The 12156-nt window shown below is 45.1% G+C and carries 15 protein-coding genes; 1 reads left to right on the forward strand and 14 read right to left on the reverse strand.

Annotation, left to right across the window (positions count from 1 at the left end; translation table 11 throughout):
- The first annotated feature begins 40 nt into the window (after positions 1-40).
- Entirely contained in the window at positions 41-1525 is a 1485-nt protein-coding gene (locus FZ954_RS10385) for a DUF1846 domain-containing protein (protein WP_005591255.1), read from the forward strand.
- Between the two features lie 54 nt (positions 1526-1579).
- Here the strand turns inward: FZ954_RS10385 and FZ954_RS10390 are convergent, their stop codons facing one another.
- The 14 genes from FZ954_RS10390 to FZ954_RS10460 form a co-directional block, all read right to left on the reverse strand.
- Positions 1580-2014: a hypothetical protein gene (locus tag FZ954_RS10390; protein ID WP_148878317.1), complete on the reverse strand. Its 435-nt coding sequence runs from the start codon at positions 2012-2014 to the stop codon at positions 1580-1582.
- A 9-nt stretch (positions 2015-2023) separates the two neighbouring features.
- Positions 2024-2188: a hypothetical protein gene (locus tag FZ954_RS10395; RefSeq protein ID WP_148878318.1), complete on the reverse strand. Its 165-nt coding sequence runs from the start codon at positions 2186-2188 to the stop codon at positions 2024-2026.
- The gene (locus tag FZ954_RS10400; RefSeq protein WP_002896748.1) at positions 2185-2388 is read right to left on the reverse strand and encodes a helix-turn-helix transcriptional regulator; all 204 of its coding nucleotides are present in this window, start codon (positions 2386-2388) and stop codon (positions 2185-2187) included. Before FZ954_RS10400 ends, FZ954_RS10395 begins: the two co-directional genes overlap by 4 nt.
- Positions 2389-2683: 295 nt before the next feature.
- Positions 2684-3721, reverse strand: coding sequence for a sensor histidine kinase KdpD (locus FZ954_RS10410; RefSeq protein WP_148878319.1), 1038 nt, complete (start codon positions 3719-3721; stop codon positions 2684-2686).
- Complete coding sequence (locus tag FZ954_RS10415) at positions 3688-4386, reverse strand: response regulator transcription factor (RefSeq protein WP_148878320.1); 699 nt, start codon at positions 4384-4386, stop codon at positions 3688-3690. Before FZ954_RS10415 ends, FZ954_RS10410 begins: the two co-directional genes overlap by 34 nt.
- Positions 4387-4398: 12 nt before the next feature.
- Positions 4399-5121 carry a lantibiotic ABC transporter permease gene (locus FZ954_RS10420; RefSeq protein WP_148878321.1) on the reverse strand — a complete coding sequence of 241 codons (723 nt, stop codon included), beginning with the start codon at positions 5119-5121 and terminating at the stop codon, positions 4399-4401.
- The gene (locus FZ954_RS10425) at positions 5121-5909 is read right to left on the reverse strand and encodes a lantibiotic ABC transporter permease (RefSeq protein WP_148878322.1); all 789 of its coding nucleotides are present in this window, start codon (positions 5907-5909) and stop codon (positions 5121-5123) included. The genes FZ954_RS10420 and FZ954_RS10425 overlap by 1 nt, the downstream gene beginning before the upstream one ends.
- 1 nt (position 5910) lies before the next feature.
- A complete protein-coding gene (locus FZ954_RS10430; protein WP_148878323.1) occupies positions 5911-6618 on the reverse strand; it encodes an ABC transporter ATP-binding protein in 708 nt (235 codons plus the stop codon).
- A gap of 94 nt (positions 6619-6712) precedes the next feature.
- Positions 6713-7525: a 2-amino-4-hydroxy-6-hydroxymethyldihydropteridine diphosphokinase gene (gene folK, locus FZ954_RS10435; RefSeq protein WP_148878324.1), complete on the reverse strand. Its 813-nt coding sequence runs from the start codon at positions 7523-7525 to the stop codon at positions 6713-6715.
- 87 nt (positions 7526-7612) lie between these two features.
- Positions 7613-8167 (reverse strand): GTP cyclohydrolase I FolE, encoded by a 555-nt coding sequence (folE, locus tag FZ954_RS10440; protein ID WP_002896758.1) that lies wholly within the window; start codon positions 8165-8167, stop codon positions 7613-7615.
- Entirely contained in the window at positions 8148-9491 is a 1344-nt protein-coding gene (locus tag FZ954_RS10445; RefSeq protein WP_148878325.1) for a folylpolyglutamate synthase/dihydrofolate synthase family protein, read from the reverse strand. Before FZ954_RS10445 ends, folE begins: the two co-directional genes overlap by 20 nt.
- Positions 9492-9493: 2 nt before the next feature.
- Positions 9494-10444, reverse strand: a complete 951-nt coding sequence (folP, locus tag FZ954_RS10450; protein ID WP_187423368.1) for a dihydropteroate synthase — start codon at positions 10442-10444, stop codon at positions 9494-9496.
- A 188-nt stretch (positions 10445-10632) separates the two neighbouring features.
- Positions 10633-11262 (reverse strand): hypothetical protein, encoded by a 630-nt coding sequence (locus tag FZ954_RS11825; RefSeq protein WP_148878327.1) that lies wholly within the window; start codon positions 11260-11262, stop codon positions 10633-10635.
- A gap of 148 nt (positions 11263-11410) precedes the next feature.
- Positions 11411-12082: a CPBP family intramembrane glutamic endopeptidase gene (locus FZ954_RS10460; RefSeq protein WP_148878328.1), complete on the reverse strand. Its 672-nt coding sequence runs from the start codon at positions 12080-12082 to the stop codon at positions 11411-11413.
- Positions 12083-12156: the final 74 nt, after the last annotated feature.

Below are 12156 nucleotides of genomic sequence, written 5' to 3' on the forward strand. Positions count from 1 at the left end.
GAAAATTTTGTTATAATGCTTAGCAGAGGTGAAACTATACATGAAAAAAATTGCTTTTGATTCAGAAAAATACTTAAACCTGCAGCGCGACCATATCTTGGAGCGCATTAATCAATTTGAGGGCAAATTGTACATGGAATTCGGCGGAAAAATGCTGGAAGACTTCCATGCTGCCCGCGTCCTACCAGGATATGAGCCGGACAATAAAATTAGACTGCTCAAAGAGCTCAAGGACCAAGTGGAGATTGTCATTGCCATCAATGCCAATAACATCGAACACTCTAAAGCACGTGGGGACTTGGGTATTTCCTATGACCAAGAAGTGCTGCGCCTAATCGATACCTTTAATGAGCTGGATATTTATGTGGGCTCAGTGGTCATTACCCAGTATTCTGGCCAGCCAGCAGCTGATCTCTTCCGCGCTCAGCTAGAAAAGAATGGGATCGACTCCTACATCCACTATCCAATCAAGGGCTATCCTACTGATATGGACCATATCATCTCACCTGAGGGAATGGGCAAGAACGACTATATTAAGACCAGTCGAAATCTGGTCGTAGTGACTGCGCCTGGTCCTGGTTCTGGTAAATTAGCTACTTGCTTGTCCAATATGTACCACGACCAAATCAATGGCATCAAATCAGGCTACGCTAAATTTGAAACCTTCCCAGTTTGGAATCTGCCCCTGCACCATCCGGTCAATCTAGCTTATGAGGCAGCGACGGCAGACCTGGACGATGTCAACATGATTGACCCTTTCCACCTGCAAACCTACGGCGAAACCACTGTCAACTACAACCGTGATATCGAAATTTTCCCAGTCCTCAAGCGTATGCTGGAGCGCATTCTTGGAAAATCACCTTATGCTTCTCCAACAGACATGGGCGTCAACATGGTCGGCTTTGCCATTGTAGATAATGATGCAGCTATCGAGGCTTCCCAACAGGAAATCATCCGCCGCTACTACCAGACTATTCTGGACTTCAAGGCGGAGCGCGTTTCTGAATCTGCTATCAAGAAAATCGAACTCTTGATGAACGACTTGGGCATCACACCGCTGGATCGTAAAGTAACCGTTGCTGCGCGTGCCAAGGCTGAAAGCACTGGCGAACCAGCTCTAGCTCTGGAATTGCCAAATGGCGAAATCGTAACCGGTAAGACCTCTGAGCTCTTTGGCCCTACGGCTGCTGTATTGATTAATGCCATTAAGAAGTTAGCCAATATTGCTAAAGAAACCAAGCTGATTGAGCCTGAGTATGTCAAACCAATCCAAGGCCTGAAAATTAATCATTTGGGCAGCCGTAATCCGCGCCTCCACTCAAATGAAATCTTAATGGCCCTGGCAATCACAGCCATGGAAAATCAAGACGCTGCACAAGCCATGCAAGAGCTTGGAAATCTCAAGGGCAGCGAAGCTCATTCAACCGTAATGCTGACAGATGAAGACAAAAATGTCCTGCGCAAACTCGGCATCCATGTAACTATGGATCCTGTTCATCAGTATGATCGACTTTATAGAAAATAAAAACAAGCTCTGTTAAAAGCTTGTTGAGAAAGCTGGCCCTGCCAGCTTTTTTTGTTAATAGCGCTTGTATAGGAGAAAACGCAAGAGATAGTAAAGTCCCAAAACTAGGATAATGGTCAAGGTCAGAAACTGATTGAGATTTAAAATGATAGGAAAAATCATAGACAGAAGGCTCAGCCCTGCTGCCAGCAGCAAAAGGATATCAAACAGCAGGGTGCGAGTCTTTTCGTCAATCATCCGATTACGCTCATCCGTCACCTGAATGTAGAGCCTATTAAAAGCTTCCTCCCGTTTCAAGGCAAGGTTATAACGTAGAACCATCAAGGAAAGCCCTAGAAGCAGACCAACCATGACCCCTTCCTGCTGATCATCCAAAGAATGAAAGTGGCTCCAGGCCAGTCCCAGCCAGAGGGCTAGAATTAGGATGCGACCGATGATCACTTTCTTTTGTAGTTTTTTCCGAAATTCTTGTTTAGTTATTATTTCCATATCAGCCTCCTATTTTTCATACGGTTGGGAAATTTTCAAGATCACCACAATCAAGATAACTCCCACAAAAGGCAGAATTTCCTTAGGGATAAGATTGGCTTGCAAATGGAGATAAGATAAGCCAACCACCACCAAAATAGCCAATAGCCATTTAGACAAATAAGTCCATTTCATGATTCATCCTCCTCAAAGAGAAACACTTCCTCAATCCTTAAATTGAAAAAGGATGCAATTTTATGAGCCAAAAGGAGCGAAGCATTGTAGCGGCCCTTTTCCAAAGAAATAATCGTTTGTCTCGTAACCTCTAGCTTCTCAGCCAGCTCCTCCTGGCTGAGCTTTTTTCTTTTTCGTAATTCTTGAATTCGATTTTCCAAGGTTGCCTCCTTTTGTCACGTAAAACAAGCTTTACTTTTCAGATATAGTATAGTCTCCTTTACATCTTTTGTCAAGAAGAAAGCGGCAAAAAAAGGGCTGGGACAAAAGTCCTAGCCTCTCAATTGTCTTTGGATCGTCGAGCAAGACGCAGTGGTTGAGTGGGCTCTATTACGCTGATTTCATCAGCTTTTACAGCCCTACTCAACTGTGCGGAGGTGGGACGACGAAATCGAATTCTAACGAATTACCGATTTCTGTCCCACTCTCTTTTATCATCTTTATTGACTTCCTTTGTTATTTGCTTTTTAAAGCCACAGTCAACTCGACACAAGCTCCTCCTTGGTCTGGATTGAGCAGGGTCAGACGACCACTGTGCAAGAGAGCGACCTGCTTAGAAAAGGCTAGGCCGATACCATGATGGGGGTTAGCTGAATTACGGCTTTGGTCACTCTGATAAAAGAGCTGTTCCGCTCCCAGCAGCATCTCCTCTGAAAATGCAGGGCCGTTGTTCCAGATAGCAAAAACCAACTGGTCCTGCTGCACTGATACCGTCAGCTTCACTTCCTTTTGGTTCTGGTCAGCATGTTCAAGCGCATTTAATAAGATATTGAGTAAAGCCCGCTTAAGATAGTCTAAATGAATCGACAAAATCAGACTAAGATCGCAATCTTCTTGGAGATAAAAACGATAGCTTTCCTGTTTGCTGAACAGTGCCCAGTCGTCCTGGAGATCAGCCAAAAAGTCACCTAAGGAAAGCTGAATGAACTGATTAGAATCAATCTGAAAAGTCTTAGCGTAATCAATAAGAGAGCCACAATATTCTTCCATCTTGTAACTAGCCTGCAAAATCTCAGCAGCATAGTCTGCCTGTGGCTGGCCTAACTGCGCCATTTCCAAGAGCTCAGCATTACCCTTAATCACAGTTAGGGGCGTTTTCAAATCGTGCGATGTCGCTGATAGCTGTAAAATCAACTCCTGATTATGCTGCTGCTCTTTTTCTAGAAGACGAGTATTTTCTTGGTGGCTGCTCCGTAAATCGCTATAGACCTCGAGCATTTCCTCGATCCGAAAAAGCTGGCTTTGATTTTCTTCTAAAAGCTTCTTGCTCGTTAGCATTTTTATTTCCCTGTCGATTTTTCGGAGCAATTTCAAAATATGATAAAAAGTAATCAGCAGCAAGCTCCCTGCCCAAAAGAACAAGGTGAAAAGAACGTGATTACTTCCTTGCGTAAATTCATAACCTATAAGCACAAAAATCAAAACATGGAAAAAGACGATTTTTAAACTGGTTGTCCAGACTAGGCTTTTGAAATTACGGGTTCTAATTGCCATCTATAGCCTACTCCTCTCACAGTTGCGATTGCTTGCAGCCCTTCTTGTTTGCATTTTTGACGAATCTGATATACGTATTCTGAGATGGAACGAAGCTGTGTTTCTGAGCTTTCTGGATAAAGCAAGGTATGAAGACGTTCAGCTGAAAAGGTCTGCTTGGGATTGCTAGCTAGTAAATGTAGCAGCTTAAACTCCCGCTCTGAAAATTTCAAGACTTTACCAAAACAGGCAACTTCATAGCGCTCTGGATAAAATTGACAAGAAGCAATTTCAGAATATCGCTCCTCCCGTCTTTCCTCCCGCCGAAAATGAGCCCTGACACGCGCCAGCAATTCTTTGGTCCCAAAAGGCTTGACAATATAGTCATCTGCTCCGCGAAAGAGCCCTTCCACCTTGTCCGCCTCCAACTCCTTAGCCGTCAGAAAGATGATTGGACACGAAAGATGAGGACGAATGTAGGAACACAGCTCAAAACCATTAACAGGCTCCATCATCACATCCAGCAGAATCAAGTCATATCCGACAAAATGCGTCAGCTCTAGCTCTTCTATCCGATCAAGCGTCGTCACATCATAAGCATCGAGCTCTAGGATGTTTTTCACCAGCTTCAAAATGCTCTGGTCGTCATCAACCACCAAAATACGATACTGTCTCATGATTTCCATTATAGCATACCTCTAGCGAACATCTCGTTTCAAGGTTAAGAATATAGCAGAGCTCCAAACCAAAGCTAACCATAACAGCTGTATTCCCAGCCCTGAGAGATCTATTGAATGCTGAAGTCCTTCATACTCAAAAAGATTTAGCGTAGCCAGATCGGGCAGGTATTTTGCTTCTTTGATGAAGGTTGCTAATAAACGGCTGAGACCAATCAAGAGAGGAAAGAGCACCGACACCGGCACAACCCAAGATTGAAAGAGCAAAGCGAGGCCGGCAGTTAAAAAAGCCAGAAAAAGATTGCTGAGAAGGCCGAAAGAGCTGTAATAGAGGAATTTCCCCAGCAAGGACCAGCTAAAGTCTAGGTCAAAACGAGCCAGCATAACAAGGAAACTGCTGCCTATCATGACACTGTAGAGTGCCAAGAGCAACAAGACCAGAAAAAGGAATTTCCCAGCCAACCAAGCCCTTCTATTTGATACGGTTAGAAAATTCGTTCGCATCCCAGACTTGACAAACTCCTGGGCAAAATAGAGTGAAGTAAAGATGACGATGACAGGCTGCGCCAGATAGAGGGCATGCAAATCCTCGCTCAGAGCCTTCGTCTGGCCAACTGCTGTCTGACTGTAGTCAAGATTCATCAGAAAAAATGGAACGACTCCCAGAGCCACCAAGGCTGCACCAAGAGCGAGATAGTAAGAACGGAACTTAATCCATTCGCTTCTAAGTAGAGCTTTTATCATCAGTATCGCCCTCCTAAATCCGTCTTCAAAAAGCGCAGAGAGGTCATGCCGCCGATGACTAGTAACCATGCACCAAGTATCAACAGTCCTTGCAAGGGATTGTTGGCATATTGGGAAGTCGGCGTTGCCGCAAACAACTCTCCTGCTGGCTGTGGCAGATAAGCTCCCCAACTCGTGTGAGCTGCCAGGTAGTTGCCCAGATTATAGATCTGTGGCACGAGAAAAAGCAGAGGAACTAGCATGGTCCGAGCCAATAAACCTAACAAAAATGAAAGGATTCCTAATAAGGTTAGAGATAAGGTTTTCCACAAAATCAAACTCCAAGCTGCCTGATTGAGCAGAATCGGATCAAGCCCTTCCTTTCCTAAAGCCAGATGCATGACCATATAACTAAAGTAGATTGATAAAAAGCTACTGGCAAGAGAAAAGCAAGCAAAGGTCATGAGTTTCCCCACAAGCAACTTCAGACGGTTATTACAGGTCAAAAGACTGGTTCTCAAGCTATGAGACTGAAATTCCATAGCTCCCAAAATTCCAGCTAAGATGACCACAACCATCCCTGCCATAGAGGCACCATTGAGACCTAGATATTCCAGCGGATCAATGGCTTCTGCCAGTCCGGGAACCGTCTCAGGTGTGGCATCCAAGCCGACAGATAAATACTGTCGGCCCTCTAGCCAAGATACGGCAGGCACCAATAGCAACATGAAGGCCATACTCACTTTGAAAGCCTTGGTTGAACAGATTTTCAACCATTCTGAATGCAATAAGGACATCGTTTCTTTCATCTTAAACCTCCTCTGTCAAATCAAAGAAGAGATCTTCTAGACTGTCTGAATCTTGCAGCACCTCTTCCAATCGTCCCTGCTCAATAATTCGCCCATGATGAATCAAGACTACATCATCTGTCACCATTTGCACCTCTGATAGGATATGAGAAGATAGAAGTACCGTTTTCCCTAAATCAGCCTGCCGACGGATGAACTTTCTAAACCACTTAATCCCACTTGGATCTAGTCCATTAGTCGGCTCATCTAATATAAGAAACTGAGGATCACCCAGCAAAGCTGCTGCCAAACCCAGCCGCTGACTTTCCCCTAGAGACAGGCTTGACAAGAGGTCCTTCCTCTTATGAGCGATTCCAGTCATCTCCAAAACCTCATCGATCCGAGACTTGGGAATAGCATTGCTCGCCGCAATAATCCTCAAGTGGTCATAGACCTTTCGATTTGGCAGACCGCCAATGCCGTCAAAGGCTGCACCTACTGTTCTGAGCGGGTAAGTCATTGACTGATAGGTTTGCCCATCAAAAGTCGCAGTTCCTGCTGTCGCCCGATCTAACCCCAAGAGAATCCTCAAGGTCGAACTTTTCCCTGCACCATTTGGGCCCAGAAAAGCTGTAATCCGACTGCTTCTAGCTGTAAAAGAAATATCTTTTAAAATCTGCTTACTCCCATGTTTTTTGCAGACTCCTTCTATTTTCACCATATGTTCCATACTGAACTCCTTTTGATTTTTCTTTAGTATACAAGGGCAAGTTCAGAGAAAGTTCAGACAATAAAAAAACTTGCCTTGCAACAAGTTTCTTTTCTCATTTTTCAACCGCATCCCAGAGCTGGCGGATGCTTTTTTTCTGCACGGGATCGACAAAGTGTGGCGCGATTTCCACCAGAGATTGCAGGACAAAAGCTCGCTCAGCCACATAAGGATGAGGAACAATCAAATCTGGACTATATAACTCTTCTTGTCCTATGTAAAGGATATCCAGATCAATCACACGAGGTCCCCATTTGATCTCCCGCACGCGCCCTAGTTCCGCTTCGATGCCCAAGAGCGTCTGCATCAGCTCCTCAGGATTGAGCCAAGTCTCAACTTCAACAACTTGATTGAGAAACGGATCCTGCTCAACGCCACCCCAAGGCTCTGTCTCGATACGACTTGATGCCTGCAAAATTCTTATATTTTGCTCTGCCATTTTTTCCAAAGCCGCATCCAGATTGGCAGTTGGGCTGCCTTGATTGCTGCCCAGAGCGATAAAGGCTTTCCGCTTTTGGCGCACTAGCTTGACTGAGCAGGTCTCTAAAGGCAGCGGCACTGGTGCCCAAGGCTTCTTGACCTCCAAGCTGACCTTCTGTACTAAAGGGTGAGTCAAAAAAATCCGATCAATCAGCTTGTAAGCCAGCGTCTCAATCAAGTCCTCCTTGCTTTCCTGACACCAGTGGGTCAGATCCTGAGCCAATTCTCCATAGTGAATAGAAGCTGTCAGGTCGCCTGTTTTGGCAGCCCGAGTCATATCATAGTCCAAAATAAGATCCAGCACAAAACGCTGGCCCAATTCCTTCTCCGCTCCAAACAGACCGTGATAGGCATACACTTCCAAATCCTTTATGCGCAGCTGATCCATTCTCTTATCCTTTCTGATTCAAGTTTCTACATTGCATCCTTGATAAAACTATCTAACCTTTCCTGACACGCTCCACCACTGATAAAATCAATGTCCCATCAGTTTGTAAGCTTCATTTTTCAGGTCCTTGTCCGTCGCTAAAACGCCGCGCGCCGCTGTAGTAACCGTTGCAGTGCCAGGCTTTCTGACTCCACGCATATTCATACACATATGCTCAGCTTCCACCCAGACCAAGGCTCCTTGAGCACCCAGATAGTCCATCAAGGCCTCAGCAATCTCTACGGTCAATCGCTCTTGAATCTGCGGTTTCTTGGCATAGACCTCTACTGTTCGGGCCAGCTTGGACAGGCCTGCTACCCGACCATTAGGCACATAGGCGATATGAACCTTCCCGTAAAATGGCAGAAAGTGGTGCTCACACATGGAATGAAAGAAAATATCCTTCTCCACTACCATATTATTGTCAATGATTTCAAAAGACTTGGCCAGATGCTCCTCAGCAGTCTCCCCCAGCCCAGCAAAGATTTCCTGGTACATTTTAGCAATGCGCTGTGGTGTCTCCTGCAAACCTTCGCGGCTTCCGTCTTCTCCAACCGCCTCAATAATCTGGGCAACAGCTGCTTCAATTTTCTTCGTGTCCATATTCACTCCTAGATTCTTTTTCTTTGTCAATGATATAGGCCCTGACCTGAGCCAGGAAATAAAGGGAGCCCGTAATCAGCAAGAGCTCATCGGTCCCATGCTCAGCTTTCAAATAAGCCTCTAAAAATCCCTGCCAATCAGCATAGTTCAATCCCTGCTCACAAGCTAGCGCCTCCATATTTTCTTTGGAAAAGCTCCGTGGATCTGCAAAACTGGTCAAAATCAGCTGACTCTTGGGTACCTGCTTGAGCTGATCCACCATTTCCTCCAAAGACTTGGTCTGGATACAGCTGAAAAGAATTTTCTTATCCAAGTCTGGATAATGCTGTCTTAAGGTCCTCGTCAATCTCTCCATAGCATGGGGATTGTGGGCGCCATCAAGCAAGATGCGAGGCTGGTGTGAAATCTGCTCCATCCGCCCCGGCCAGTTTGTCGCCACTAAAGCGGTGTCTATTTGCTCTTTTGTTAACAGCGGTAGCTGCTTGCTCTGACAATAGAGGTCACAGAGCTGAATCGCCAAACCAGCATTATCTACCTGATGTCGTCCCAACAGAGGCGTCAGGTAATGCGCAACCTCCCGATGAGCATTGGAAAAACTAAAATGCTCTCCTGAGTCAGTCCCGCCCAAGCTCTGAACTTGATAAGACTGCCCATAAACATAGTGGGGGGCTTGCATTTGATGACCCTTGCCCTCAATGACCGCCAGAGCTTCTGGCTCAATCCGTCCAGTCACCAAGGGCACATTTGGCTTGATAATCCCAGCTTTCTGCTCAGCAATTGCTGCCAGAGAATGCCCCAGCAAAGCCACATGATCTAAGCCAATGGTCGTAATGGCTGTCAAATCGGGGCGACAGACATTGGTGCTGTCTAAGAGACCGCCCATGCCGACCTCCATAATGGCCACATCGACTTGCTCCTGAGCCAAATAATCATAGGCCAAAGCCGTCATGATCTCAAACTCCGTCACCCCCTGCAAAACCTCATCATTCGCTTGCTCCTCAAAGAGAGCTCGATAAGTATCTAGGAGCCGTTCCAAATCTTGATTGGGAATTGGACGACCATTGATGGCGATTTGTTCATTGTAGCTGATCAGATAGGGGGAGGTAAAGGTTCCCACACGCAGACCTCGCATTTCCAATAGGTGACGCAGGTGGGCAATGGTTGAGCCCTTCCCGTTGGTCCCTCCTATATGAATCACTGACAGCTGCAAATGAGGATTTCCCCGCAGCGCCAGCATCCGCTCTATCCGCTCCAAGCCAAAATTAGGACTATCCGTCCGATAGGCTTCCAGCCAGCTTAAATCTGGCAATTCTTCTTTTATCATACTCACTTATACTGCCGTAAATTTAGATCTTCCATTTTCTGAGCCAGTCGAATAGCATCGCCAATCTCGGCTGCCATTCGGTGGACCTCCACATCATGCACTCGGACAGCCTCGATACCCTGACTGGCTGCAATGCTGGTCAAATGAGCTGAAGCCAGGTCTCTGTTTTGAAAACCAGCTGCCGTCTCTGGGTCAGTTTCAAAACCACTTTCCTCCAAGATATTGACCAAAAAGCGCTTGCGAGAAACCCCCAGAAAAATGGGAAAGCCAGACCGATGAATACTATTCAGTTCCTGTAAGAGCAAGAGATTTTCCCGCTTGGTCAAGCCAAAACCAATCCCTGGATCCAACATGATTTGCTCCCGCTCCAACCCAGCTTGCTCAGCTCTTGCCAGTGTTTTTTCAAAAAATGCCCACATGAGCGCCTGAATATCCAGCTGCTCAAAATTTGCTAATTCTGACTCGGTAAAAGTAGGTCCAAAGCCGAAAGTCGGAAAGATTTTCGAGCTAGCATGTTGGGGCCGAGCCATGACTGGGTTGAACATGGCGATAACTGGTGCTCCAGTCTTGGCAGCCACAACTGCCATTCTCTCATCACCTAAGAGTCCCGTGATATCATTGATGATATTGGCTCCAGCGGCCAAAGCTGCTTCGGCAACTGGTGCTTTCCAAGTATCCACAGAAATGAGGATATCACTTTCCCGACGAAGAGCCTCAATGACCGGCACCACACGCCCTATTTCCGCCTCAATGTCCACAAAATGGCTGCCCGGACGAGTCGACTCTCCACCGATATCCAGCAGGTGAGCTCCCTGAGCTATCATCTTGCGCGCCTGCTCCAGAGCCTTTTCCACCGTATCATATCTGCCCCCATCCGAAAAGGAATCTGGGGTAACATTAAGGATCCCACAAAGGGCTGTCTTGCCCTCTGGAGCAAGTTGTCTTAGATTCATCGCATTTCCTTTCCTCTTGCTACTTCTGCCTTTCAACAAAAAAGGCACACTCATCTAGTGTACCGCAAAGCCAACAGCAGATGCAGCATCCAGTCCTATGAACTGTACTCGACTTCACAAGAAGACTTCATCTGCCCCTTGTTTCATTTACCATTTTACCACAATTCCCCTATTTAAGAAAACACTTTTTACAAACAGAAGGGCAAAAGGAGGATCAGAATCAAATTCCGAAGAAGATGAGCCAGTAAGGACAATTCTAGAGATCCAACCCAAGCTTTTAAGAACTGGACAAAAGCCATGCCTAAGCTTAGATAAATCAAAAAACAGGATAATTCTTCAGGATTTCTCAGAAAAGCAAAGAGAGCGATTCCAAAGACAATACGCCAACTCTTCCTGTATTTCATCTGCCTGTTTTGCTTAGCCTGTGATGATATACCAAATAAATCCATGCCAATCAATAGCAAGGAGGAAGCGGAAAAACTGTTTGAGATAAGCTGCTGCAAAGGCGTTAGCTCCGAACTCGACTGCCCACAAAGGAGAACCAGACTCGCTGCGTTGCTTGCAATCATTAAAAAATAAAGACAACGTAAGTACTGAAACCGCTTGGAAGCCCGTAGCTCTACCTTAAAATCCCGCCACTCACGAGAAAAGTAAGAGGCGTACCCAAAAAGAATGAGCAAAAAGAGAGAGATAAAGAGCAAGTTAGGCCTAGACAAGACTAAGCGGTTGGTCATTGGCTGAACTAAAAGCAACAAACCCGATTGAAGCAGCATAACTACTAATAAGATTTGGATAGATTTTTGAAATTTGAGACGCATATTTTTCACTCCCTAAAGCTAAGATACAATTATCATTATAAAGCAAAAGATTCGCTCTGTTGGCTCGTTGTCCTAAAAAGTCACTTTTTATCCCTGAAATGTCAAAAAAGAGGTCAAGCTGACCTCTTCATCCATGAATGATATATCGTTAACTTTGTGAGATGATCATCACCAAAATAGCAATTCCATTTCGTAGCATATGGGCTAAAATTCCCATTTCCAAATGCTTGGTCTGGTAAACTACTAAAGCTAAGACGCCACCCATGCCAGCATAAAGAATAAAACTACCGATATTGGTCGGTCCGTGGAAAAAACCAAAAAGAATAGAACCAACTATCAAACCAATCAACTCATGCTTTGGAAACAGCTTTTTGGGGATCAAACCACGGAAAAGAATCTCTTCCAAAATTGGCGCTGAGAAAAGTGCTCCCACAACAATCAAGATAACGGGTGTATTCTGAAACAAGCTCTGCAAAGCAACTTGATTGGCTGTCGTTCCTGAAAATTGACCCTCTAGAACCATGATAATCGCTGCAAAGATATTAATTCCAATACTTACCAGATAGGATAACACTAACCAGATTACTGATTTTAAATTAAAAAAACTAAAATCAAGGGTCAGTAAGTCTTCTTTTTTGGCCATTCGCAGGGCATAAAAAATGATCAGCAAATAAATCATCAGGACAAGCAAGGTGTATCCCATTGAAAAACTTTGATCTCGACCTTTGTAAAACTGGATCAGCACAAAAGGAACTTGAGTCTGGACGGCTAAAAACAAAGCCAGTAAACTATATTCTACTTTTTGCAAAAAATTTTTCATTTTTTCCTCCTTTTACTTAGTATATCGAATTTTTCCCTTCCTGTACAGCTAAGAGCCATATAAAGTCAAAAAAT

The sequence above is a fragment of the Streptococcus sp. Marseille-P7375 genome, from assembly GCF_902460365.1.
GTDB classification, from domain to species: domain Bacteria; phylum Bacillota; class Bacilli; order Lactobacillales; family Streptococcaceae; genus Streptococcus; species Streptococcus cristatus_I.

Coding starts and splice junctions, on each gene's coding strand:
- folE (WP_002896758.1), bottom strand. CDS start 8,167: ATGGACACGAAGAAAATTGAAGCAGCTGTTGCCCAGATTATTGAGGCG.
- FZ954_RS10420 (WP_148878321.1), bottom strand. CDS start 5,121: ATGATAAAAGCTCTACTTAGAAGCGAATGGATTAAGTTCCGTTCTTAC.
- folK (WP_148878324.1), bottom strand. CDS start 7,525: ATGGATCAGCTGCGCATAAAGGATTTGGAAGTGTATGCCTATCACGGT.
- FZ954_RS11825 (WP_148878327.1), bottom strand. CDS start 11,262: ATGCGTCTCAAATTTCAAAAATCTATCCAAATCTTATTAGTAGTTATG.
- FZ954_RS10395 (WP_148878318.1), bottom strand. CDS start 2,188: ATGAAATGGACTTATTTGTCTAAATGGCTATTGGCTATTTTGGTGGTG.
- FZ954_RS10390 (WP_148878317.1), bottom strand. CDS start 2,014: ATGGAAATAATAACTAAACAAGAATTTCGGAAAAAACTACAAAAGAAA.
- FZ954_RS10415 (WP_148878320.1), bottom strand. CDS start 4,386: ATGGAAATCATGAGACAGTATCGTATTTTGGTGGTTGATGACGACCAG.
- folP (WP_187423368.1), bottom strand. CDS start 10,444: ATGAATCTAAGACAACTTGCTCCAGAGGGCAAGACAGCCCTTTGTGGG.
- FZ954_RS10410 (WP_148878319.1), bottom strand. CDS start 3,721: ATGGCAATTAGAACCCGTAATTTCAAAAGCCTAGTCTGGACAACCAGT.
- FZ954_RS10445 (WP_148878325.1), bottom strand. CDS start 9,491: ATGATAAAAGAAGAATTGCCAGATTTAAGCTGGCTGGAAGCCTATCGG.
- FZ954_RS10430 (WP_148878323.1), bottom strand. CDS start 6,618: ATGGAACATATGGTGAAAATAGAAGGAGTCTGCAAAAAACATGGGAGT.
- FZ954_RS10385 (WP_005591255.1), top strand. CDS start 41: ATGAAAAAAATTGCTTTTGATTCAGAAAAATACTTAAACCTGCAGCGC.
- FZ954_RS10460 (WP_148878328.1), bottom strand. CDS start 12,082: ATGAAAAATTTTTTGCAAAAAGTAGAATATAGTTTACTGGCTTTGTTT.
- FZ954_RS10425 (WP_148878322.1), bottom strand. CDS start 5,909: ATGAAAGAAACGATGTCCTTATTGCATTCAGAATGGTTGAAAATCTGT.